Source organism: Methylotuvimicrobium alcaliphilum 20Z, from assembly GCF_000968535.2.
In the GTDB taxonomy this organism is placed as follows: Bacteria; Pseudomonadota; Gammaproteobacteria; order Methylococcales; family Methylomonadaceae; genus Methylotuvimicrobium; species Methylotuvimicrobium alcaliphilum.
Map to the genome: position 1 here is coordinate 880,759 of NC_016112.1, position 23,885 is coordinate 904,643.

Annotated in this window: 16 protein-coding genes; 9 read left to right on the plus strand and 7 right to left on the minus strand. The window is 49.4% G+C overall.

The window, feature by feature from the left end:
* The first annotated feature begins 55 nt into the window (after nucleotides 1–55).
* The 4 genes from MEALZ_RS03890 (at nucleotide 56) to MEALZ_RS03905 (ending at nucleotide 5,288) form a co-directional block, all read left to right on the plus strand.
* Entirely contained in the window at nucleotides 56–2,086 is a 2,031-nt protein-coding gene (locus tag MEALZ_RS03890; protein ID WP_014147300.1) for an HDOD domain-containing protein, read from the plus strand.
* A 64-nt stretch (nucleotides 2,087–2,150) separates the two neighbouring features.
* Nucleotides 2,151–2,921, plus strand: coding sequence for a ceramidase domain-containing protein (locus MEALZ_RS03895; protein WP_014147301.1), 771 nt, complete (start codon nucleotides 2,151–2,153; stop codon nucleotides 2,919–2,921).
* Nucleotides 2,922–3,037: 116 nt separating this feature from the next.
* The gene (gene mltB / locus MEALZ_RS03900; protein ID WP_014147302.1) at nucleotides 3,038–4,174 is read left to right on the plus strand and encodes a lytic murein transglycosylase B; all 1,137 of its coding nucleotides are present in this window, start codon (nucleotides 3,038–3,040) and stop codon (nucleotides 4,172–4,174) included.
* A gap of 301 nt (nucleotides 4,175–4,475) precedes the next feature.
* Nucleotides 4,476–5,288, plus strand: coding sequence for a DUF3530 family protein (locus tag MEALZ_RS03905; protein ID WP_014147303.1), 813 nt, complete (start codon nucleotides 4,476–4,478; stop codon nucleotides 5,286–5,288).
* Nucleotides 5,289–6,254: 966 nt separating this feature from the next.
* Here MEALZ_RS03905 and MEALZ_RS03910 read toward each other — a convergent pair.
* The 3 genes from MEALZ_RS03910 to MEALZ_RS22570 form a co-directional block, all read right to left on the minus strand.
* Complete coding sequence (locus tag MEALZ_RS03910) at nucleotides 6,255–7,406, minus strand: hypothetical protein (protein ID WP_014147305.1); 1,152 nt, start codon at nucleotides 7,404–7,406, stop codon at nucleotides 6,255–6,257.
* 308 nt (nucleotides 7,407–7,714) lie between these two features.
* A complete protein-coding gene (locus tag MEALZ_RS03915; protein ID WP_014147306.1) occupies nucleotides 7,715–8,461 on the minus strand; it encodes a hypothetical protein in 747 nt (248 codons plus the stop codon).
* Between the two features lie 945 nt (nucleotides 8,462–9,406).
* The gene (locus MEALZ_RS22570) at nucleotides 9,407–9,676 is read right to left on the minus strand and encodes a hypothetical protein (RefSeq protein WP_162472913.1); all 270 of its coding nucleotides are present in this window, start codon (nucleotides 9,674–9,676) and stop codon (nucleotides 9,407–9,409) included.
* Nucleotides 9,677–9,800: 124 nt separating this feature from the next.
* On the opposite strand from MEALZ_RS22570, the gene MEALZ_RS03920 reads away from it, so the two are divergent.
* From MEALZ_RS03920 to MEALZ_RS03935, 4 genes are all read left to right on the plus strand, one after another.
* Nucleotides 9,801–10,304: a TlpA family protein disulfide reductase gene (locus tag MEALZ_RS03920; protein WP_014147307.1), complete on the plus strand. Its 504-nt coding sequence runs from the start codon at nucleotides 9,801–9,803 to the stop codon at nucleotides 10,302–10,304.
* 255 nt (nucleotides 10,305–10,559) lie between these two features.
* Nucleotides 10,560–10,784, plus strand: a complete 225-nt coding sequence (locus MEALZ_RS03925; protein WP_014147308.1) for a DUF4266 domain-containing protein — start codon at nucleotides 10,560–10,562, stop codon at nucleotides 10,782–10,784.
* A complete protein-coding gene (locus MEALZ_RS03930; RefSeq protein WP_048481321.1) occupies nucleotides 10,771–13,461 on the plus strand; it encodes a DUF3570 domain-containing protein in 2,691 nt (896 codons plus the stop codon). Before MEALZ_RS03925 ends, MEALZ_RS03930 begins: the two co-directional genes overlap by 14 nt.
* 602 nt (nucleotides 13,462–14,063) lie before the next feature.
* A complete protein-coding gene (locus tag MEALZ_RS03935) occupies nucleotides 14,064–14,942 on the plus strand; it encodes an FAD:protein FMN transferase (RefSeq protein ID WP_014147310.1) in 879 nt (292 codons plus the stop codon).
* A gap of 307 nt (nucleotides 14,943–15,249) precedes the next feature.
* On the opposite strand, the gene mltF is transcribed toward MEALZ_RS03935, so the two are convergent.
* The 4 genes from mltF to MEALZ_RS03960 are packed head-to-tail and all read right to left on the minus strand — an operon-like array spanning nucleotide 15,250 to nucleotide 22,644.
* Entirely contained in the window at nucleotides 15,250–16,614 is a 1,365-nt protein-coding gene (gene mltF / locus MEALZ_RS03945; RefSeq protein WP_014147311.1) for a membrane-bound lytic murein transglycosylase MltF, read from the minus strand.
* A gap of 20 nt (nucleotides 16,615–16,634) precedes the next feature.
* Nucleotides 16,635–20,378, minus strand: a complete 3,744-nt coding sequence (locus tag MEALZ_RS03950) for a translocation/assembly module TamB domain-containing protein (protein WP_014147312.1) — start codon at nucleotides 20,376–20,378, stop codon at nucleotides 16,635–16,637.
* A complete protein-coding gene (locus MEALZ_RS03955; protein WP_014147313.1) occupies nucleotides 20,375–22,198 on the minus strand; it encodes an autotransporter assembly complex protein TamA in 1,824 nt (607 codons plus the stop codon). Before MEALZ_RS03955 ends, MEALZ_RS03950 begins: the two co-directional genes overlap by 4 nt.
* Nucleotides 22,199–22,242: 44 nt before the next feature.
* The gene (locus MEALZ_RS03960) at nucleotides 22,243–22,644 is read right to left on the minus strand and encodes a hypothetical protein (RefSeq protein WP_014147314.1); all 402 of its coding nucleotides are present in this window, start codon (nucleotides 22,642–22,644) and stop codon (nucleotides 22,243–22,245) included.
* A 599-nt stretch (nucleotides 22,645–23,243) separates the two neighbouring features.
* Here MEALZ_RS03960 and MEALZ_RS03965 point away from each other — a divergent pair.
* Nucleotides 23,244–23,849 carry a S1 family peptidase gene (locus tag MEALZ_RS03965; protein WP_017842439.1) on the plus strand — a complete coding sequence of 202 codons (606 nt, stop codon included), beginning with the start codon at nucleotides 23,244–23,246 and terminating at the stop codon, nucleotides 23,847–23,849.
* The last annotated feature ends 36 nt before the right edge of the window (nucleotides 23,850–23,885 follow it).

The window sequence follows — 23,885 nt, forward strand, 5'->3', positions numbered from 1 at the left end:
TAATCTACCTGCATTCTGCAATTTTTAACGATAATCGATATAAGCAGCCACTATTATGGATAACAATACCGCTTCAGCAAGCGAAGATTTGCTTGGCTATCCCGCAGGGATTGCCAAGGCGGCTCGCGCGGTTCTAAAAAAGGAAGTCAGGCATTTGCAGTTGATCCCGGCTGCAGCGATTAAATTACTTAAACTTACCAACGATGAAAACACCCGGGCAAAAGATCTATCGAAAGTGATCGAGACGGAGCCGGCGTTGGCGGCTAAAGTGCTAAGGATAGTTAATTCGGCGGCATTTTGTCTGCCTAAAAAAATCACTTCGATCAAGCATGCGGTCAATATGCTTGGGTTTTCAGCCGTTAGGCAGGCTGCTTTGGATCAGTTATTTTATAATCGGCTAATCCGGCATAAATCGAAGCAATCGTTCAATCAGATGTTTTTTTGGCAACATTGTTTGTTCGTCGCATCGATGAGTAAGGCGATTGCCGTAACCTTGAAACATCCCGATCCGGATATGATCTACACAGGCGGTTTGTTGCACGATGTCGGCAAAGTCGTATTGGAAAGTTATGGGCGTGTGTCGTATAGCGATTATTTAACGGCATACGATAAAAGCGATCAATCGCTGATGGAAAGCGAGAAAACTTTTTTCGGCTTAACGCATACCGAAATCGGTTTAGTTTTCTGCTCGACCTGGAACTTACCGCCTGCGATTACCGCAATGATCGGCTTTCATCACGAAATGCCGCCTACCGATTCCCCGTATGCTCAATTTAAAACCGAGACCGCGATTATTTCATTTGCCAATTATATTGCATGGGTTCAGGGGGTGGGGTCTAGCGAAAAAATTTGTAGTCCGGATTTACAAGCAGAAGTCTTAAAAATTATCGATATCGATAAGTTGAATTTGGAGCAGTTACTTGAACATGTCGATCGGGAAATGGCCAATACCCGAGAGTTTTACGGTATTTCATTTCCTAATATTCATAAACTTAGAGCGACACTGGTGCAGGCGACGATTAAACTAAGCGTTATCGGTAACAAAACCCGACATGACAAATCGGATGGAGGCAATGCTGGGGTGGCCTCGAACGGTTCAATTTTAACGATCCCTCACCGGAGTCTCGATCCGGAAGAATTTTTACCGTGGACTTTAGAGGCGATTCAAAGCGATTTCGGTTTCGATCGAGTCATCATGTTAAATATCGACCCGAAACGCCGGGGCTTGATTGCCGCGCATTGGTGGCCGGAGTCGATTCTTAAAGACGAATTGCAACCGTTTGAAATTCCAATCGGTGAAGTCACCGGTAAATTATTGGATTGCCTGCGGAACAAAAAGCCGGTCTTGATAAGAAAAGATGATAATCTCGACCGGCAGATGCTTCATAGGATCAATGTCGACGAGTTTATCGCAATGCCTGTCTTGCGACATAACAAGTTGGTTGGTGTGCTCTATGCCGATAATTCGTTAAGCGGACGGGCAATGGATGAAAAGATTCTCGGTGAAATGTTGCCGATCGTTAATGAGCTAGGTATCGCGTTGATGAATGCCAAGCAGTATACCTTGGCTAGAAAGGAGTCTCAGGTCGACCCGTTGACGCAATTATTTAACAAGCGTGTAATAAACGAGTTTTTGGCGCGTCTTTTCGAAAGCGAACCGCAAGTATTAACAAAAATCGCGGTAGGTTTTATCGATGTCGACCGATTTAAGCATTTTAATGATGTGTGCGGTCATCAGGCGGGTGACGATGTATTGAAGATCGTTGCAGATATTTTACGAAGCATGACGCGCCCTGGCGATTTGATCGGCCGCTACGGCGGCGAAGAATTTTTATTTGTGTTGCGCAATACCGATCAAGCCGGCGCATTGGGTTACGCCGAGAGAATACGAGGTGAAATCGAGCGGCGTGGTAAAGTCATGAGCGAGCGTTTCCACAATCATGAGCTAACGGTTAGTGTCGGATTGGCCGTGTATTCTCCGGGGTATAAAAGTTATCCCGCGATGATCGAGGCGGCCGATAAGGCGATGTATCGAGCCAAACATAGCGGACGAAATAGAGTGGTTGTTTATCAAGATGATCTGTAGCCACATGAAATATATCAGAAACTATAGGATTTAATTCGTTTTTGCAATTCTTGAAGGGTGCTTGATGATGACAAATAATCTCGACTATCGGGCTTCGATATTGATTGCTATCGCTTCGGCTTCTGTGATCGTGATGTTTTTTTTTCCGGCAATTCCCCAAGATCGGTTTTATCATGAGTTTGCCGATCAAAGAGAAATGCTTGGCATTAAACATTTTTTCAATGTTGTGTCCAACTTGCCTTTTATCTTGGTAGGGTTGTTCGGCGTTAAGACCCTTTTGTCCGTAGATCGCTCTAAAATCGTCGATGTTATTTTACCGTCTTATATGCTGTTTTTTAGCAGCGTGGCATTATTGGGAAGCGGTTCGATTTATTATCATCTGGACCCGAATAACCGCACGTTGATTTGGGATAGATTGCCCATGACCTTGGCTTTTATGTCATTTTTTTCGGTGATTGTCGGCGAGTATATATCTAAAGAGGTCGCGTCGAAGTTACTGTACCCGCTACTGTTGACTGGGCTGGCTTCCGTTCTTTACTGGCATTATACCGAGTCGCAAGGCCATGGCGATTTACGTTTATACGGTCTAGTTCAATTCTTGCCGTTATTGTTGATGCCGTTAATATTAGTGATGTATAAACCCCGTTTTACCCATGGGCGTGCCTATTGGATTTTTTTGGGTTTATATGGTGTGGCGAAGGCTTTTGAGGTCGCGGATAGTCCTGTCTACCATTGGTTATATGGTATTAGCGGGCATACTCTTAAGCATTTACTCGCGGCGTTAGGGTGTTATGTTTTTCTTCGGCAAATCGCAGAAAGGCAAAGGTTGTTTTAATGAAGCGCAAGCTAAGCGCGCTATTCTAGATTGGAATAAATTTTTTAACTCTTAATTTGAATTTAAGGACCCTATAATAGATCTCCGAATCGAGTTTTTCCGCAAGGTAACCTAAGATGTATAAAAAAATAGCCGTCGTCATTTTAATGCTAACCGGATGTTCCTCAACGGCTCAACAGCACCCGCCGTTTCTAAAGTCTGCCGACAAAGCGTCCGTTCCGGTTGTTGCCAAACCGGTTACTAAACCCTCCTTACAGCCTAAACAAATCGGTCCCTATCGTGCCGCGTCAGTTTCCGGAGACTATGCGGGGTATAGCGATTTGCAGCGTTTCATCGATGGCATGGTTCAAAAGCATGGTTTCAGCCGGGATTATTTAAATGGCTTGTTTTCACAGGCGAAACGAAAACAATGGACCTTGGATTACTTGCATAAATCGGATCAAGCCGCAAAACCGGGGGCGAAGCCTGCGCCGGGCGGTTGGACGCGTTATCGCGCGAAATTTTTGGACGAGCGCCATATCAATAGCGGTGTTTCGTTTTGGATGAAACATGGCGAGACTTTGCGTCGCGCGGAGGATAAATACGGCGTTCCGGCAGAATATATTTTAGGCATTCTCGGTGTTGAAACCTCCTATGGCGGTTATATTGGCAATCACCGTATCATTGATGCTTTGACGACATTAGCATTCGACTATAAAAGGCGCGGCGACTATTTTCGGGGCGAACTCGAAAACTTTCTGATTATGGCCGGCAAGGAAGGTTTCGACCCGGCCAAGCCGGTCGGTTCGTTTGCCGGCGCGATGGGCTTGGGACAGTTTATGCCGACCAGTTTTTTAAAATGGGCTGTCGATTTTAATGGGAATGGTCGCAAGGATTTATGGAACCCTGAAGATGCTATCGGCAGCGTGGCCAATTATTTCGCGCAACACGGTTGGCAATCGGGGCAACCGATTGTGACGCCCGCTAAACTGAACGGTGCGCAAGCTCATACGCTTGAAACCGGTGTCAATCATCAATATACCCTGCCTCAATTCAAGCAAGCAGGAGTGATTCCGGCGCGCTATTGCCAATGCGAGGGGCCGCTGCATTTAATATTACTGAGAAAATCTATTGGCGATGATTACTGGATTGGTCATCCCAACTTCTATGTCATAACTCGCTATAACCAAAGTTCTTATTATGCGATGGCGGTTCACGATTTGGCGATGGCAATCAAATCGCGTTACCGGAAAACGCAAATGGTTTCCCGATGATTGGCTAAGGAATATGTGCAAAATAAATTCTCGAAACAGTAAGCTTTGTAGAGTTTCGGCAGCAATTCCCAGTTTGAGCAGTTTCGCCGATTTTAGGGTGTGGGGTATGCCTGTCGAGGAACGCCGTAAACCCATCCATGGGGGCTTGGCGGCAGCTCGAACGCCAAGGATGGCGTGAATGCAGATTTTGCATGGAGCAAAAATCTGCCCTGCCGCCGACACCTGTCAACCGAGTCACCGAACTCCATTCCAGTATTTGAAGAAGGTATTTTATGCCCGTTCCTAAATGAGTCGTTAAGCGGTGAATAGGTTGAAATACTGGTTGGTATTGATTGGTGGATTCTGGAGCTTTGTTTGTGGTGCAACCGATGTCGCCCGCGAGGCCGATTTTGCCGAACGAATCGCCGCAACTTTGTATGCCGGTGAAATCGTTTGGCTGCAAGCGAATGACCGAAAGTTTTTAAGTATCTATACCGAGACCGAATATCCGGATATCAAAGAAGCGGCAATTATATTGCACGATAAAGGTGCGGATCCGGACAGAAAACCATTGATTCATGGCCTGAGAACCGAATTACCGAAACATCGTTGGTCGACGTTAGCGATACAGATGCCGTTAAGAGAGTCTGGGGCCAAGGCGGAAGATTATTTCGACTTGTTTGTCGAGGCGACGGCGCGTTTACGAGCGGCGGTAAAATTCTTGGAAAAAAAGGAATACGAAACTATTGCTATCGTCGGTCATGGTATGGGGGCATTGATGGCTTTGCAGGCTCAAAGCGCTTTGCAAGACGATATTAAGGCATTGGCGATGATCGATATTCCGGTGGCTGGTAATAGAGCCGCTAGCACATTGGAATGGATTAGGCAGGCCGAACTTCCGATACTTGACCTATTGGTTGGTCGCGAGACGCCGATTGTGGCTGTTAGCGCGGCGAAAAGACGTTTGGCGGCAAAAGACAATACGCATTATCGTCAAGTTAGCATTAGCGCTGATGAATCCATGATGGTCAAGCGGGTGTATAGTTGGTTAAGGCGCGCAATTGAAACCCTTGCATCAGCCGAGAATGACGAGGAAGCCGACGAAAAAGAGCCTGCTAAAAACAAAGCCGATTGATTTAACCGCTTGGCAAGCCGTCCATGGCTGTGGATACCTGGTTTCACAGGCATGTGGGAAGGGTTTGAAAGTTTAAAGTTAAGCGCTTCGAACCGGTTGATTAGCCAAAAGCCGTTGTTGTTTTCGGCAAAGACAGGTTTGTTGCGCCATAGGCCAAACAAAAAAGCTACATCAATTGAATTGCAACCAGTACGGTGACAGAAACAAGCTGTAACACCAGCATTTTGATTGAACCGCTTCGGTCTTCGCTTTTTGTCATTTGTCGAACGGCAACTTTTTTCATGATAATCCCCTTGAATAAGAGTAAATCGAAAATAACATGACCCTTTGAAAAGGAATCTAGAACAGATTACCTCGTAATCCCACAATTCCAAATTCAATTTAAATTAAGCAATATCGTTGCCAGTTTTATAGGGAAACATTGAACCAAGCGCTAATACCCTATATTCGGCATTCCATAGGGATTGAGAGTCTTATCGTAACAGCCTAATCGCAAAACCGAATGGGAATGCCGAGTATCCGGTTTGTCTTTTTTGCACCAACATAATGCGCTATTCGATACAAAAGCATTAAACTTAGGAATATGCGCAAAATAACTGCTACAAGTAATAGGCTTTGCGGCGATTCGGTGACTCGCTTGACAGGACGCCGTGAATACTTCCATGTAGGCTTGACGGCGGTGACTGATTGCCAAGGATGGCATGAATGCAGATTTTGCAGGAGCAAAAATCTGCCCTGCCGCCGACACCTGTCAATCGAGCCACCGACCCCCCTTCCAGAAGTTGTCGAAGTTATTTTATGCTCGATCCTTAACGATCATGAGGCAGTCGCCATCCCTCCTTCCTTGGCGCTTGCAGATTTTTGCTCCTCGGCAATTACCGAGGGGCAAAAATCGATCTAACATCCTAGCGCCTTATCAGGCGGAGCTAAAATTTGAAGTTTGAAAGGTATATGTGCATTCGCGCCTTAATTCCAGAATCTAGTAATCGGCAGGTTATTATCAATGTCTTGCGATGAAGGCTCAATCAGTACGTCATAACCTAGGGCGCAAGTTCCCGGTAATGGGTTGGCCGTTAAATTACGCTGGACGGTCAGTGTCGGTGCCTCTCCGATGCCGTGAATCGAGTTATTGTTGAAACGGGATGTCGTGCTCGGTATCCAAAGATTAGCCGTTCCCGGTTGAGGAGGGAATGCGTTGCCTCGGCAGATCTCGGCCACGGCCAGTTGAATAATTAGGTTTTTGGCGCACGATTCCGGCTTGAACTGAATGCGTCCCAGGCGAAAGGGAATAAGGCCTTCCAAGCCAGGAGCAATTCGGGTTCTGATATGGTTAAAACCGATGACATTGTTATTGGCATCCGTTTTTTCGCTTTGTCTGGCCGAGAGGCTGTTGCTTTGAATGAGTTGCGGTAGATTGGCTAGGCTGCCAATGGTCAAGACGCTGTCCAGAGAGACGTTTGCGGCGGTGTCAACTCGGGTCACGCGAGGGTTTTGCGTCGGAAATAAGACGCTATGCCCCATGACGCGGGTGTTGCCGGTTCCGCCTTGGCAACTATCGTGAACCCCAATGCCGCCATAGAAGTTTTCGCCTTCGCTAATAGTGGACTCGGTCAGTAAGTCAAAGGATGAGCTCAGATCGGGCGTTGTGTTTCCTCCGTCATCTCCGTTTGGCGGCGGCGTGCTCCCTCCATTGTCGCCGTTTGCTATAGGGCTGTTGGTTTTTACGGTCAAGAGCGAAGTCTCTGTGTGATCAGTTTCATTTTGGCAATGGTATTCGAGCGCGAAGAGGGAAAAGTCGTCGTCGAATTTTCTAATGCTTACCGTATAACCGCCGCCACCGCCCGGAATGGCAATCATCGGGCTAAAGCCGCTTGCGGGGGTGCTTGTTTCGTTCGAAAGTCCGTCTTTTTCTATGTGCAGGACCAAGGTCGGGCCTGATGTCGCGCGTAGCCGCGCCTCCATGCGGGTGGAGTTGTTTGCGCAGGTGACGGTATAGACGTTCTCTATTCCGGCTGGGCTTTCAAGGTTGCCGGTAAGGTCATGAGCCCATGTCGTATTACCGACTAAGTAGGCGGTCAAAACAGCGGTTTTGACAAAAAAAACAGATTTTGCATGCATGATAATTAATACCTCTGTTTGTTTGATGAATAAATGAGTAAGGGTTGGGGTGAAAAATTCGTTATTTTAGTGCTTGTGAGAATGGTTCGGTAGTGCCGCGCAGATTTTTTACCGAGCAGAAAGTAAGGCTTTTGAGTTTCCGTAAAATAGGAAAGTTATTTACGACCAAATCCTAAAGTGTGATTCTCGATGAAATGTCTGGGGCTTTTGAGAAAAAGGTAAGCCACAAGCACCCGAAGGATGTTTGTGGCTTTGCGCTATTCTGCAGCCGGGTAGCTAAGCGTAGGGTTGGCTTAGGATTTTAATGGTTATCGGCCCCATCTTCTTTGGATAGGCAAATTGGCATCGACGTCTTGATCGGACGGCCACATCACCACGGTTTCGCCTTCCGCGCAATTGGGGTTGTTGATCGTTAATGTCGCCGGCGCGCCGCTACGAAGACCGGACGTGGCGCCGTTCATTTCAGTAGTGAATTTAGAGGTGGTATTCGGTATCCATGTGTTTGCCGTGCCTTCGACGGGAGGAAATCTGTTTCTGCAAATATCGGCAATCGCGATTTTTATTTGCAGTCTTTGAATGCAGGCCGGCCCGACTATGCCCGTAGTGTCTTCTTTAAAGCTAATGCCGCCAGTGCGAAACGGCACTAAGCCATGTAAATTATGGTCGAGTCTGCCTCTGAATCCTTCGAAACCGATGACATTACCCTGGGCGTCGGTTTTTTCGCTTTGGCGTCTGAAAATGTTGTTATCCTGAATCAGCTGCGGCCATCCGGCCAAGGTCGATCTGTTCGTAATATCTTCCAGACTAATATCGACTGGTGCGTTATCAACGGTGAAATAGGGGGTGACTGTAGGAAATACCACGCTTTGTGCGGTGACAGGTAAAGGTCTTCCGTTGAGTGCGCAGGTGTGGCCGATGACAATATTGTTATAGGTAGTTCCCGTGCCGTTGATCTGGTTTTGAATTCCGGTGTGAGCGTAGGCGTTTGAGCCCAATCCGCAAAGCGCTAAGCTCAGCCCGGCAAAGAGGGTTTTTTTTATGGTGATGTTTGTCATTACTTTCCTCTAGTTAATTAATTGGCAGTTGTTATTTTCATTTCAGCTTTCTCGGCGAGAAAGATGAGGTTGAGTTAGAGTGTTTACAATAAGCATGCCAAAAATAAATAATGATTTAATATCCTACTGATAGGCTCAGTTTTTATTGAGGAGGTGCATGCTTTTTAATTAAACTATGTTATATAACATAAAAATAAAACGCATTTATCGGGCATTAGGCTATCAACCTAGCTTCGGCAGTCAGTTTACGAAGATCGCGAAAGTAATCATGGGGCTACATAAGTCTTTGAATCATACATTAGGCAGGTAGCTTGAAAAGTACAATTGATTGAATATTTTTGTGATTTTCGTGTGTGTTCGTGCAAAAAATGCTTTTTATAGGATCAAGTTAATTCGGTTGTAACCGAACGACGCCGGCTCGTGCCAAGTCTCCATGTTGAACGTTATACCCATCGTGGATCAAAATTCGGCGCCAGGGTGATCGTCAAAGGACGCTGTGAACCCAGCACCTAAATTATCCAAGACAATTAACCATGGCCAATGGGCTATGGAATTTAGGTGCTGGGTAAATACGTCCATGTAGGCAAAGCCTTTACCGATCACCCCGGCGCCTCTTTAAGCATCGCCGAAATTTGAAGTGCGAAAGGTATAAACGATTATTGTTAATTAGAGATAAAGCAAGAAAATCATGCTGTTAGTTTTCATGGTGAGTTGATGTTGGGCTAGATTGACGAATATTTGCGATTATCTGTTAGGTTTATCCGATATCCTTTGAATCGGTCGGAGGAAGGTGGCAGGTTTTAGGAGGGAGTTGTTCGGTTGATTTGGATTTTGTTGTCTTGGAGTATCGGTAATGTCGCGTGGCGCTTAAGGTTCTCGCTAGCTTACATTGTTTTTCGGTGCTGCCCGGAGAAGGGCGTGAGTAATTAAACTGTGTTATTTAACTCATGTAGTGTGTGATATCCCGCATTTTTTAAAGATTGCTCGTGCTGCGAAGATGAGGACGTCGGCAGAAGGGCAGATTTTTGCCCCTGCAAAATCCGCATTCACGCCATCCATGGCGTTCGGACTGCCGGTATTCGGTGTGCGGTGATGAAGAGAGATATCTTCAAAATAATGATGGCGGCTAATCAAGCTGATTTCAGTGTAGGCTTTAAATATGCAAACAAATGACAAATGCGGAGGTAAAATGGTCCTGTTATTGCATGCTTTCATTGTTTGGTATTGACTCAAAAATAGACTACATCCATACACAAATTTTAAAATTTGAAATGCGATGGCTATAGTTCAGCATAAAAACACAAAACTGAAAAATTGTTCCCACAACTAACGAATAAAAATGTCCCGTATAAAATTGATAGCATTGGTAGCCGGTTTTGCTTCGCTGATTTTTTTTAATCCCGCTAATGCCGACTTAACTGGCCAACCGGCTCCGCAATGTCAATTGGCGACAATGCAAGGCAATCCGGCAGTTTCCTGGCAAGAGCTTGAAGGAAAAGTGGTATATCTCGATTTTTGGGCTTCCTGGTGTGTTCCATGCCGGCAATCGTTTCCTTTTATGTCGAAAATGCAGCGCGAACTCAAGGCTCAAGGCCTTGAGGTGATTGCTGTCAATCTCGACGAGAATTTGCAAGATGCCGAGGATTTTTTGGCGCGAAATCCTGCGCAATTTTCAGTCGTCGTCGACGTTAATCAGCAGTGTGCTCAACAGTATGCTGTCAAAGCTATGCCGTCTTCTTATCTAATCGACCGGAACGGTATCGTTAGAAAAGTGCATCTTGGATTTCGCTCCGGTGAGGCTTTAGAGTTTAGAAAGGCGGTCGAACAGGTTTTGATGGAATAAGCGCTTAGGATTGGAGCATATATCCTCTGTAGATCAAGATTTGGCACCGGGTCTTCAGCAAAGGCTTCGCCAGCATGGAGCTGGCATAGAGCCTACAGGGATGTATTTACCCAGCACCTAAATTCCCTAGCCCATTGGCTATGATTAATTGTCTTAGATAATTTAGGTGCTGGGTTCACGGCGTCCTTTGACGAACACCCCAGCGCCGAATTTTGATCTGCGATGGGTATAAGTAAATAACAAGAACACTAAATCATGAACGTATTGACTAAATTAATACCTTGGTATTTTTTCATATGGGGTTTCGCATTGCAGGGCTGTGCGGCGGTCGAGCCGTGGGAGCGAGGCACTCTGGCCAAGCCGCAAATGGCATTGGATCGCCATCCGTTGCTAAACGATTTGCGTGGACACAATTACGGTAGCCGCGAAGCGGCAGGAGCGGGTAGTTCTGCAACTGGAGGCGGTTGTGGCTGTTATTGACGAATCCAAATCTGTCAAGGACGATGGCAAGCCGGCGCGAACCAGTTTACAAGCATTGACGGCCGCGGCATTGATTTTGCCTGGACTGGCTCCGGCGGCGGCGCAAGACAATGAGTTTACTTTTCAATACGGCCGTTATGAAGAGAGTCGACGCGATTTGGGTGAAGTGACCAATTTAGATGGTGAAGTTGTTCTCAATAGAAGCCAATTCAAACCAATAACTGTCGATAGTCTGCAAACGACCGCGAATGTCAGATTGGCCGACCGTATCAAATTCGCTTTCAAGTATGTGCAAGACACCTGGTCCGGCGCCACGCCGGTGAGTACCGCACCGGCAACTCGTCAAGGCAATGTCGCATTTGGTTCCGGTGCGACGATGGCGGGGGCTTCGCCGTTTTTAAATACGGGTGGCTCGGCTGCGGGTAGAGTCTTTTTTGACTCGCAGTTAAGACCGATTCGCACGAAGCTGGATATGAATTCATTTCAAGTGCGTAGTCTCGGAGTCGATGAAAGAAATGTTCATACGATGTCGGTTGCCTCTCCGGAAGTTCGCAAGGAAGGCAGTTTCAACCTGACTTATGAATGGGATGAGGCTACAGTCAGCGCAGGCGGAGGATTGTCCATCGAAAACGATTATGAGTCGCGCTTTGCCAATTTGGGCATGACGCTCGATTTCAATCAAAAAACGACTACGGTCAGCGGAGGCTTGAGCTATGCGAACAGCTCGACGTCGGCTCTGCTTAACCATGACGCGCAAAATTATATCAATACCAGCGCGTATGATGGCGCGTTGCCTGGGTTACAGCCCCGATACGCAAAGCTCGAAGCCGTTCCATTCGGTCAAAATGTGCTGCGCGGTAAACGCGAGGATTGGACGGTCAATTTAGGCTTGACGCAAATTGTAACCAAAAGCGCGTTGGCTAAATTCGGTGCTAGCTACACCCGCAGTACCGGTTATTTGAGCAACCCTTATAAAGCCGTCACGGCGATTTTTATCGACTCTAATGTTTCGGGACAATGCGATTTCGGCTTGGATTGCCCCGCCGATGTACGATATGTGGGTCAATCGAAGGCCTTTTTGGAGCAGCGGCCGGAATTGCGCAATCAATGGAGTTTCGATACAGGCTGGGTGCAATATATCAATCCGCTCGATGCCGCGTTGCATTTCGATTACCGGTTTTATTTCGACGATTGGGGTATCAATGCGCATACCTTCGATGCCGATTGGGTGCAGCCGTTGGGCTTGGGCTGGTCGGTCACGCCTCGGGTGCGTTACTATTCCCAAAGCGAAGCCGATTTCTATACGCCTTTCTTGATAGCCGGTCCGTCTGATGACCCTGGCAACGCAAGGGATTCCAGCGATAACAGCAAGCTGCCGACACAAACCTTTTCCAGCGATCACAGGCTTTCCGGCTTTGGCGCGCTGAGTGGCGGTGTGACGGTCAGTAAGCAATTTACTAAGGGTGTCAGACTCGATGCTTCCGTGGAATATTACATGCATCGCGGCGATTGGAAAATCGGCGGTGGAGGCGAGCCGGCTTATGCCGATTTTAACTTTCTCGTTGCAAATGCCGAACTCAATGTTAATTTTTCCGATTTGGGACGCAGTTTGACCGATGATCATAGTCATCATCACCATAATATGACCGAGCACGAACCGCTCATGCCGGCCGGCTTGATGTGTACCGGGGGGCACATGCTTAATGAGGAAGGCGACTTCATGGTGGGGTATGTGTATCAGTATTTTCGGGAAACCGGAAATATGCTGAATCGAGCCGGTAAAGCTAGCGATACGTCAATGGTCGCCAACGGTTATCGAACGGTGCCGACCTTTCATGACATGCATATGCATATGATCGATCTGATGTATGCGCCGACCGATTGGTTTAATATCATGGTGATGCCGATGTTTATGGATATGGGTATGAATCAACGGCCATTGACCGGTATCAATCCGCCGGTTAACGTAGGAGCCGACCACTTGCATGGCGGACATGAGACCGGGGGGATTGGCGATACCTTGATGTTCGGCATGTTTAAGCTGTTTAAGCATCGCGGTCACCATGTGAATTTAGGGATTGGATTTAGCGCGCCGACGGGCGATACCGACATGAAGCTCAATCGTCAACATACGCAAGACGGCGGTTTTATTCATTACCAAATGCAACTCGGTAGCGGGACCTGGGATTTTTTACCGAGTCTGACTTATCTCGGCCAGTACGACAAGTTATCGTGGGGCGCGCAAGCAAGCGGAACTGTCCGTATGCAGAATCAAAACTCATCCGGATATGCGCTGGGTAATATGTTTCAAGCTACCGCTTGGGGTAGCTATAGTATTTTCAATTGGCTGTCCGGTTCCGTGCGTGGTGTTTATACGACCGAAGGGTCGATCAGCGGTCGATTCAATCCGATAGCGGGTAATTGCTCGGTAAACTATTCTAATGCTTCCGAGCCTTGCGATAACGTCAATCCGACAGGGTCCACATTGGATGACCCGCGAAACTATGGCGGCCGATTTTGGGATGTCGGTTTCGGTTTGAATGTCGTAGTGCCGGGCGGTGAGTTTTCCGGTAATCATTTAAGCGTCGAATGGCTGCAGCCTGTCCATGAAGATGTCAACGGCTTCCAATTAGAGCGTAAGGGCTCTCTGTTTGCATCGTGGAGTTATATGTTTTAATTCTACCCTCGTAGATCAAAATTCGGCATCGGGGTGGGTAATTATTCAGACCCCCTGTATTTAAAAAAGCGCCGTAGGATGGGTAGCAAGCGGAAACCCATCGCTTTGTTTGAGCGCAGGTTCGCTCGTGATAGCGTAGCCACTAACCCCCTCGCTTTGTTGCAATGGCTCTCGTTACGCTCCATGATCCTAAATTCGGCAGTTAGGCCACTAAAATCACGAAATATACAAAAGTAATCATAAGATTACATAAATCTTTTGAATCAACCATTGGGTGAGTGGCTTCGAGAGTATAACTAATTGAATATTTTCGTGATTTTCGTGTGTTTCGTGGACAAAATGCTTTTTATACGATGATGGGTTTCGCTCCGCTCTACTCATCCTACATTCGTTAAAAATTAATGAACGGTAGTATTTCGGTTTTGGGTGTTGCGACATCAAGTTTTTGCCTCATACCCCGATACCTCTTCAGGCAAGGCCGAAAATTTTTAAAGTGTGAAAGGTATGATTCCAATCAAGCCCTGTCTCTATTTTTTACGCCTCACTGAAACTTCGATTTGAAAAAGCCATCCCTAAACTATTTTCGATTCAACTTCAAAGCCATGGGTACGCCCTGCGAGATACAGTTGTTTGCTCGCTCGCGGCAGTCCGCCCAACAAGCAGCGAATATCGTTATCGCCGATGTGCAGCGTTTGGAGCGTTTATATTCGCGTTACCGATCGGATAGTTTCTTATCCGAAATAAACCGTACCGCCGCTCGGGCGGGATCGATAAGTGTCGACGACGAAACGGCCGGCTTGTTGAATTATGCGCAAACCTGCTACGAACAAAGTGACGGCTTGTTTGATATTAGTTCCGGTATCTTGCGCAAGGCTTGGCGTTTCGACCGGAATATCTTGCCGGATGAAGGGCAAATTCAAGCGCTATTGGATAAAATCGGTTGGCATAAGATCGGCTGGCAACAGCCGAAATTAAGTTTTTCTGTGTCCGGTATGGAGCTTGATTTCGGCGGTATCGTTAAGGAATACGCGGTGGATCGCGCTGCCCGGTTGTGCCAGCAGGTCGGTATCGAGCATGGTCTGATCAATCTTGGCGGCGATATTAAAATCGTCGGACCCCGGCCGGACGGTTCGCCTTGGCAAATCGGCATCGCGCATCCGCGGCGTAAAGGCAAGGTCATGCAATCATTGGGTTTGGCAAGCGGTGCCTTGGCGAGCAGCGGCGATTACGAGCGTTGTTTAGAAATCGCAGGTGTGCGTTATGGCCATGTTCTAAATCCTATAACAGGGTGGCCGGTGCGTTTTTTAGCTTCGGTTAGTGTCGTCGGCGACTTTTGCGTGGTTTCGGGTAGTGCTTCGACCATTGCGATGCTGAAAGAAGAGCAAGGCCCTGCCTGGCTAGAGACTTTGGGGTTGCCCTATCTTTGGGTCGATGTCAACGGCAATGCAGGCGGCCCGCTTATGGAAAATTCGTCCATGTAAGCTCTATGCTGGCCTCTTACCTAGCGTTAGGTGAGGTGAGGGATCGAACGCTTCGGCGCCTCCACGGGTACGGCCAAAATTTGAAGTGCGAAAAGTATAATCACGAAATCTTAAACCTAAAAAGAGCAGTTGAGAGTCTCAAACTACCGTTCGCCCTGAGCCCTTCGGTTACGCTCAGGAGAGCCATGTTAAAGGGTGAACGGTAGATTGAGGCTTCACCAGGCCGGTGAACGTGTTGTAGACCCTTCATGCTTCGACTTTACTCAGCACGAACGTTCTACAACACATGCCAACTGCTCTTTTTAGGTTAAACCGACTCCGGTGTTTCCGTTTTGCGCAGGAGGTCGTGATATAGCCGGATGCGGTCTATGTATTTAACCGAATCCTTGCCTGCTGCATAACCGTATTTTAGGTTTTTGAAATGTCGCCTTTCCGACAGCAGCGGCAGCACTTGTTTGATATCGGCCCAGACATTCGGGTTTTTGCCCATCTTTTTGGCCAGTTCGCGTGCATCGTACAGGTGGGCGATGCCGATATTGTAGGCGGTCATCGCGAACCAGATGCGGTCTTCTTCGGCAACTTCTTGAGGAATTCTTTTCAGCAATTGCTGCATATATTTCGCACCGCCCCGGATGCTTTGTCTGGGGTTGAGCCGGTCATTTACACCCAGCGATTTTGCGGTATTGTTGGTTAGCATCATCAAACCTCGTACGCCGGTCGGGCTTTTCGCGTCGGGGTTCCATTCCGATTCACCGTAAGCCTGAGTTGCCAGTAATGTCCATGGAATGTTGTAGTCGGCCGCGACTTGTTTGAAATAAGATTTGTATTTGGGCAGGCGTTTTTTGACGCGTTGCAAAAAAACCGCAGCATCATGGTAGTCGAACAATTCGGCGTAGCCGTAATAGCGTTCGTTAATCGCTTTTAGCGTCGAGTCGCTTTGTATGCGCGCGAGCCAATTTCCGATGTATTGCCTGAGAGTTGAGGAATTGTTCGGCAATGCCCAGGCCAGTTTTTCTTCGGATAGCGTATAGGCGTTGATTAGATTAGGAAAATGCAGGCGGTTGACTGTAACGATATTCGATTCGACGACCGTGCAATCGACTGCGCCGTTGGCGACTTGTTCGAGAACTTGCTCGGTCGATAACGTCGTGGTGCTTTGCCATGATAGTTCAGGGTGCTGCTGCCTGATTTCGGAGAGTTTTTCATCGCTACGGCTGTCTGTAATGACCAGCAGTGAATGATTCAACAGGTCTTCATTAGTCTTCGGCAGTTTGCTGCGTTTGTTGCAAACGACCTGTTGTTCGACCGTTTTGTAACTCGGCCCGTACTGGAAATGTTTCGCGCCGTACTCGCTAGGGGTCAATCCGGCCGCGGCGATATGGCCTTCGCCGGCCGCCAGCGCTGCCATGATGTCGAAAGTGTTGTCGTAGACCTTGTATTCGACGTCGATATTCAGCGACCGTGCCAATTGCTGCGTCAGTTCGTATTCGAAACCTTGTTGCGTGGCGTCGTCGTGGTAATACGTCGTCGGCGCGTGGCGGGTCAAAACGATTAGCTTGCCTTTTTCGCGAATGTCTTCCCAGACACTAACGGGTTTTCGATTCAGGTCGGTATCGTGTACCGGCAGTTGGACGAATAGCGGGATGAACAACGCATGTAACGTCTTTTTCATAACAGTACCTTTAGTAGTAATCAGTCCTTTTCCAACCGGTATTTTAAATCGATCCTTTGCGATTCCCCGGCTCGGGTCTGCAGACTAAAATGTTGAGTCAATGTTTGTTCCAAAATGACGGCATAGGTATTGGAAAACAGGCCTAATGAAAAACCCAGATATAAATCGGGATTAATGTATTTGCCGAGGCGCACTGCGGTGTCTTCGAGGCGCTGGGCTTCCTCGACCTCGAACTGATCGAAGCCTAGCTGGTTGCTGAGCCATGAAAGTTCGCCTGCGCCGTAGTTGATTGCGGCCTTGGCTAGCATGTTGGCTTGCGATTCGCCGGTACGTTGCAAGGAACGGCCGGTCAGCAGATAGGCCAGCGCATCGGATTCCGGCATCGGCGGCCGGCTCGATACTTTGGTTTGCGGCGATTTGACCGGCCCGGTCACGGTCAATATTGCGGTTACATCTTCGCCGATGGCTTTACGCGTTGCTTCGATGTTTAGCCAAGGGTTGTCCACCGGTCCGTTGAATAAAAATTCGCCTCTGGTTATCGTCAAATCTTGTCCGTAAGCCTTGTATCTCGCATCTTGCATCGCAACTCGGCCTTGCATGCGTTGCGTGCCGGGCGAGGAAGTATAACGGAGGTTGCCGGTCAGCCGGGTATCCATGCCGTAGCCGGAGAAACGCACCTGTTCGCTCAACAAGATGCCGATATCGGTTTGTACGTTCAAGGCAGTCTCTACTTCCTCGATGATTTCCCGACCGATGATGATTTCATCGGCGCTGGGTGCAATCGCGGTTTCCGGTAGTTCGACTAGCTTCAATTCGGCGCTGTCGACGGTGACATCGCCGGTGACCTGAACAGATGCCTCACTTTGTTTAACCGTCAAGCGCGGCGATACGCTAATTTCCGCTTCGGGTAAGCGAGCTATTTCGAATTCGCTGCCGGTGATCGTCAGTTCAGCAGGAAAACCGGCTTCCGGATTCAGATCGAAGGTGCCGTCGAGATACAGCGATCCTTTGCCGGAATCGATGCGTCCGGACAAGGTCAACTGTTCGGGCTGTCCCAGCTGCCCCGATAATCTGAGGTTGATGTTGTGCGGATGAATGCCGATTTCAGGCACATCGAGTTCGGCATTGCTGAGTTGCAGCAGGCCGCTGAGTGCCGGTCGTTCGGTGTCGCCGGCGAGGGTCAGATCGGCCGTGATCCGGCCTTTGAGATTTTCGATATCCTGCACTAACTGATCTATCAGGCTTAAGTCGGCAATCGATGCTTGCAAGTTGCCTGTCAAAGACTGTGCGTTTGTTGCGGCGAGCGGTGCGGTTTTGACTTGCGCACTGATAAAGTCCCGGCCGGTCAATCCGATTCTCAACTCGGCATCGAGCCGCTCATCGCCGTATTGCGCTTTCAGCCGAGTTTCGGATAAAGCAAAAATAAGGGGTTTCTCGCCGTCTCGGGAAAGTTGTAGCGATGCATTTACGACCGTGGCGCCGGCATCGGCCGTCAGGCGTTCGCCTCGTTTCAGGAAATTGGCGTTGGCATTGAGCGCACCGTCGAGGCTCAAGTTTTCGGGCAACCACGGTTTAATCATGGCCAAGTCGATATTGCGCAATTCGGCAGTGGCGTTCAGGCGGCTCTCTAGTGAGCCGTCGGCGCTCAGGCAGATCGCCGCACCGGTCTGAACGAGGCAATTTTGCGGCAGGTTGACACCGATATCGTCGCCGGCGAAATCCAGCCGAATCGGCCAAGGCCGGTCGAGTCGCCATTGCTTTATTTGCGCTTGGTCGATGTCAAGACGTTCCAGCGTCGCAAGCCAGCGTTGATTTCGTAAACTGCCGTTGAGTACGGTATCGAGCTTGACGATTTCGGAACTCAATTTCGCGTCGAACCGGTGATCGTTTAACGATCCCGAGCCTTGCAGCGTTAATTCATCGATCGCTTGCCCGTCCAACTCTACGCCTTGCAAAACCAGGTCGAGTTGCGAACGTTGGCCCAAGGCTTCGGCATAGTCGAGATTCAGCGTCAACAGGCCGATACTGAAATCTTGGTAACTTAGTTTGTTGGCATTCAATTGAGCTTTGACGGCAGGGGCCAGGTAATTGCCGCGTACGGTGCCGCTGCCTTTGATCGAGCCGGAAAGTCCCGGCCAAACGGCCGCGAGATTGGGTGCATCGATCGAAAAATCGAGATTGGAGCGGGTTTCGGCCAGAATGCCGTCGGCCGTAAGGCGATTCTCGGACGATTGCAGCAGCAGTTGGTCTATGGTAAGGCGTTGCTCGGCGAAAGCCAGTTTGCCATGACCTTGAATCGGGCTATCGAAAAGCGTGCCGTGCAGTTTTTCGATAGTGAGCGTGGCGGTCAATTGTTCTTCGGCAAAGCGTCCTGATGCAGCGGCTTGAAGATTCAACGAGCCGCTGATGTCGGGCGTAAAGTCGCCCGGATCGAGCTGTTGGGCATTCAGGTCCAGCGCGAAATCTATCGCGTCGCGCCACGAAACTTTGCCTTTCAGATCCAGCCGTCCTTGTTTCGGACGTAGAGACAGTTGATGTATATCGATCGCTTCGGTACTGCCTTGTCCATTGAAAAGCACGTCGAACGGCGGTAATTGTTCCATTGCCAGCTTGGCGGTCAGATCGATTCGGTAATCGTCCAAGGTTCCGCTCAAATCGAAACGGCCTTGGTCGGTTTCGACCTGGGGAGGGCCGGAGAGCGGCCATTGAAGTTTTTTCCAGTCGCCGGTCAAATTCACGCTGATCGGTTCGTCGGCCCATATCACACGGCCCGCCAACGTAAGGCGGCCTTGCTTCGGCGCCAGTTCCAACCGTTCGAGCGTCAACGAATCGCTATCGCCATAGCCGGCCAATTGCAACGCAAACGATTCCTGCTCGGCCGACAGTTGTGCGGCCAGATCGATACGGTAATCGTCCGCGTTGCCGTCGATCGTGAACTCACCCTCCGGGCTCGCAATATCGGCTTCGCCGTCCAGCGGCCATTGCAATCGTTGCCAGCGGCCGGAGACCGAAAAAACCGGCACACTTTCGGCCAAATTGAGCCGGGCTTCATGATAAAACCGAAAAGGGCCTTCGGCATGGCCCGTCAGCATGAGTTCCTTTAGCGTGCCCAGCACCGTCATTTCACCGTCAATCGCCGGCGTTTCCGGTAGTTTCAATTGCCAGGCCAATTGCGCCGATAACGGAAAATGCGGTTGAAGTTCGATTTCCGCGCGCCCGTAAACGGTTGCCTCCGGCATTTCTAGCGCGAGGCCGGTCAGGCGCAACGTATTATCGATCAAGGCGGCGCGCAGGCGAAAGTGGTCGATCGCAATGTCTTGCTCGCCGCTTCGGAAACGCGTCGCTTGCAAGTCGATATCATCGATTAGGATAGCCAAAGGAATGTTCGGCATCGAAAAAGGCTCGTCATCGTCGGGCTCGGGCGCTTCGTCTGTTATCTCGACCGATAAGCCGTTCGCTGCAAGCCTGTTGATATGCAGCGTGCCGCTCAATAATGCCGAAGGCTTCCAGCCGAAAACGAATGTGTCCAGCGTGACTTGTTCGGTTTCGCTACGATAGACGAGTTTGTTCAGGGTTAGCTCGCCAAGCAGCGTGCCGTCGATGCGCTTGATTTCGGCATCGAGTTCGGTGACGCTGATCACGGTTTGAATCAACCAGCGGCTGCCGGGTTCAGTGCCGAGTATCGCCAACAGTGCGATCGGCAGGCTCAACAGCGTTCCGCTCAGCGTCAGCACGAGCGCCTTGAAAAAAGCTTTTGCGTTCACAGCTGCGATCCTGCCGAGAAATGCACCTGAAACGACGAACCCGATTCATGAAAAGGCACCGCGAAATCGATTCGCACCGGTCCGACCGGCGATATCCAGCGAACGCCGAGTCCCGCGCCGATTTTTACATCGATATCGCTGAAATCGTTATGCGCGTTGCCGCCGTCGACAAAAGCCGCGACACCCCATTGATCGCCGATGAATTGTTCGTATTCGAGGCTCAGCACGGACAGCATCTTGCCGCCGATCACCTGTCCGGCCGCATTGGTCGGGCCGAGTTCTTTGTATTCGTAGCCTCGTATCGATTGCGCGCCGCCGGCGTAATAACGGTAAGTCGTCGGTAAGTCGTCGAAGTTGCTGACCAGACTAGCGCCGACGTCGCCGCGCATGATGAAGCGCCCGGACCACGGCACGCCGGTAATGAATCGCGCGCCGGCGCCGGCTTGCACGAAACTCAGAGTCGAGACTACCGATTCGTGCGCACCGGCCAGGGAAAAATTCAAATGATAACCTTCGGTAGGTCTGAACGGTGAGTTGCTGCGCGTGTATTGCAGGCGAACGCCGGGTATCAATAGCAAGGCGCTGCTATCGACATCGACATCGGCAGATCGGAACGATTCGTAAACGAGATCCAGAAAGCCGATTTGTTGCCAGCCGCTCGGGGCTATGCGTTGACGCTGTGCCGATAGTTTGAACATATTCGAAGTGAATGTATCCGGTTCTTCATGCTTGAATCCCGCGCCGAAACTGAAAAAGTCGCTGGTCGGTTGTTGCAGCGGAATGTTGTAACGGCTTTCCGCGGTCGACAGCACTGGCGACAGGTCCAAGGCCGCGTTGAACGTGTGTCCGCGCCTATTTAGCCGCCGATTGGTATAACCTAAGCTGAACAGCGGGCCGAAATTCGTGTCGTAACCGACGCCGACTTCGTAGCTGTGTTTCTTTTGAGGATAGAGCGCGATGTCGACCGGCACTTTTAAATCGACCGCGTCGTCGATACGAGGCCGGATTTCTATGGTCCTGAAATAACCGCCTGCGGTTAGATTGTTGTAGGTGTCGGCCAGTTTTCGGCTTGAATAAGGCTCGTCTTCTTCAAGCGGGATAAAGCGCTGAACGAAGTCCGGATTCAGGATGTCTTGGTCAATCTTGACTTCGCCGAAGAAATAACGCTGTCCGGAAGCGAAGTCGAGAATAATATTAGCGCTGTTGCGTTCGGTATCGACTTTGATCGCGCTTTTCATAAAGCGGGCGTCGAAATAGCCGCGTTCCTGGGCGAGCGATTGAAAACTGCTTTTGAACGATTCGTAGCGTCCATGGTGCAGAATGTTACCGGTTTTAATGGGGTTCCCTGCGAGCAATTGGTTATAAGCCGTATCGAATTCCGCTTCCCCCGAGACGCTTATGGCGAGTTCTTCGATGCGCACCGGCGGGCCTCGGGTGATTTTGAATTCGGCCTGCCAGCAGTCTTCATTGAAGCCCAGGTTTTTTTCGACGCGGGTGTGATAGTAGCCTAGCGCCCGCATCGCTTTGTCGATTTCGGTGTCGGACTGCGCGAACAAGCGATTGATCCGCCATTGTGGAGCGTCACAAGCTTCTTTCGATAGGCTCAAGAAGGCGCGCACATTGGCTTTTTGCCCGCTGCTGACGCCTGAAATGACGATGTCCGGCGTATCGGGTTCGAAGACGTCGAACGGCAGCAGACGGCGCAGCATGGCTTGAAAACCGCTTTCGCTTTCAGGTGTCGTAGCGGCGATGCCGTTGCAAGAAACAAGCAACAATGCCGGGAGACAGAGACTTTTTCGGCACTTGAAGATGCTTATCATAACAGTGAAGGCCAAAAGTTTCGGCCCATGCTGTCAGGGATTTATTAATCTGACAACGGAAAGACTTCGATCGACTCGGCAGGTTGGGGCGCCGGGTAAGACGGATAAGCGCTTTCTTGCGGTCGACCGGTTTGGTAAAGCATTTCGCCTTCCTCGAGTAGTTTTTTGCCTTGTTCGATCATGTTTTGGCCATCTTTGACCTGAAGTTCGCCCTGGGCAATTATTTTCTTGCCTTCGTTAATCGTATCGCGGCCTTCGGCAATTCTTTTATTGCCGTCCTTGACCAGGCGGTTGCCTTCATTCCATTTAATGCCGGCTTCGATGAATGGACCGCCTTGTTTTATCATCAGATCGCCTTTGCTTGGTGCGGGCGTGTTGCAACCGGCCAATTGAGTAGCGAATACCGAAAGTACCGGTAATAGGATCGATAATTTGGTTTTAGACATGACTGGGCCTTTTGATTGGAAAAAACGAGCCGATATTATAACGTAATTAAGGAATTAGCGGGTTTCAGGAGAGTGATTCATTCGGAGGGGGAGGGGGGGAAATCATTTGAAAGCGATTTTGGGGTTGAGCTCGGATAGGGAAATGAAAATCTACTTGATGATTGTTACAGTAACGTTCATGAAGACCTGGCAAGAGCCCGGCAAATGAAAGTGCGAGGTTTGTGGAGGGTGCGGTCACTCGCCCGACAGGACGCCGTAAATACGTCCATGTAGGCTCGACGGCGGCTCCCTGCCGCCGACGCCTGTCGATCGAGCAATCGCCCCCTCTCCGGAACCGGCATTGCCAGAACGGAGTTTTGCATATCGAAAAATTAGATAATTAATCCAAATTTACGATCTTTCACAGTAAATAACACTAATTCGATTGACTTTAAACTTTATTGCGGTAAAAAATTTCAGATAGGTCGCGAAGCAGTTGACCGAGTTCTATTCGTGTACGCTAGCCGGGAGGAAAAATGAGCCGGATTCGAAGTGTCGGATTATTTTGGTTTTCAATCGGGCTTTTTTGCTCGTCCCAGGCTTGTGCCATAGAGCCCGACATGCAACTTTCGCTCAGCGTCGTCAAAGTGATCGCCCGAGATGCAGCCGGAAAAACTTATATGGGATCCGGCGTCATTATAGCGCCGGGCAAGGTTGCGACCAATTGTCATGTCACGCGAAATGCGGAGCAAATCGTCTTATTTAAATCGGGCCATGCTTATCCGGTATTGAAACAGGCGGCCCTGACGGAATTGGATGCTTGTATTCTCGAAACCGATTCCATTCCTTTACCTGCTGCGAAGCTGGCTTTATCCGCAGACTTCGCGGTTGGAACGCCGGTTTACATGTATGGCTATCCTTTCGCCTTAGGGATGCGCTCCAGGCCGGCCTCGATCGTTGCCTTTCATCCCTATCGTGCCGGTCATGTGCTCGAAATCGATGCCGGTTTCATGCAAGGAGCCAGCGGCGGCGGTATTTTTAACGAAGCGGGCGAATTGGTCGGTTTGATGACCTTTATCGGAAAGGACGGCAACGATTTCCATTATTATGTGATTCCCGCCGACTGGTTGCTCAAAGCGGCGCAAGCGCCTTTTGTCGCGGTCCATGCTTTCAAAGGACTCAGCTTTTGGGAGAGCGGCTCTTTCAAGCCTGAAACCAAATATTGAGATAAGGTATCGATTTGGTTTCCGACTTGTTATAGC

Coding starts and splice junctions, on each gene's coding strand:
- MEALZ_RS03910 (WP_014147305.1), bottom strand. CDS start 7,406: ATGCATGCAAAATCTGTTTTTTTTGTCAAAACCGCTGTTTTGACCGCC.
- MEALZ_RS03895 (WP_014147301.1), top strand. CDS start 2,151: ATGATGACAAATAATCTCGACTATCGGGCTTCGATATTGATTGCTATC.
- MEALZ_RS22570 (WP_162472913.1), bottom strand. CDS start 9,676: ATGAAAGCATGCAATAACAGGACCATTTTACCTCCGCATTTGTCATTT.
- MEALZ_RS03955 (WP_014147313.1), bottom strand. CDS start 22,198: ATGATAAGCATCTTCAAGTGCCGAAAAAGTCTCTGTCTCCCGGCATTG.
- mltF (WP_014147311.1), bottom strand. CDS start 16,614: ATGAAAAAGACGTTACATGCGTTGTTCATCCCGCTATTCGTCCAACTG.
- MEALZ_RS03935 (WP_014147310.1), top strand. CDS start 14,064: ATGGGTACGCCCTGCGAGATACAGTTGTTTGCTCGCTCGCGGCAGTCC.
- MEALZ_RS03965 (WP_017842439.1), top strand. CDS start 23,244: ATGCAACTTTCGCTCAGCGTCGTCAAAGTGATCGCCCGAGATGCAGCC.
- MEALZ_RS03915 (WP_014147306.1), bottom strand. CDS start 8,461: ATGACAAACATCACCATAAAAAAAACCCTCTTTGCCGGGCTGAGCTTA.
- mltB (WP_014147302.1), top strand. CDS start 3,038: ATGTATAAAAAAATAGCCGTCGTCATTTTAATGCTAACCGGATGTTCC.
- MEALZ_RS03925 (WP_014147308.1), top strand. CDS start 10,560: ATGAACGTATTGACTAAATTAATACCTTGGTATTTTTTCATATGGGGT.
- MEALZ_RS03960 (WP_014147314.1), bottom strand. CDS start 22,644: ATGTCTAAAACCAAATTATCGATCCTATTACCGGTACTTTCGGTATTC.
- MEALZ_RS03890 (WP_014147300.1), top strand. CDS start 56: ATGGATAACAATACCGCTTCAGCAAGCGAAGATTTGCTTGGCTATCCC.
- MEALZ_RS03920 (WP_014147307.1), top strand. CDS start 9,801: ATGTCCCGTATAAAATTGATAGCATTGGTAGCCGGTTTTGCTTCGCTG.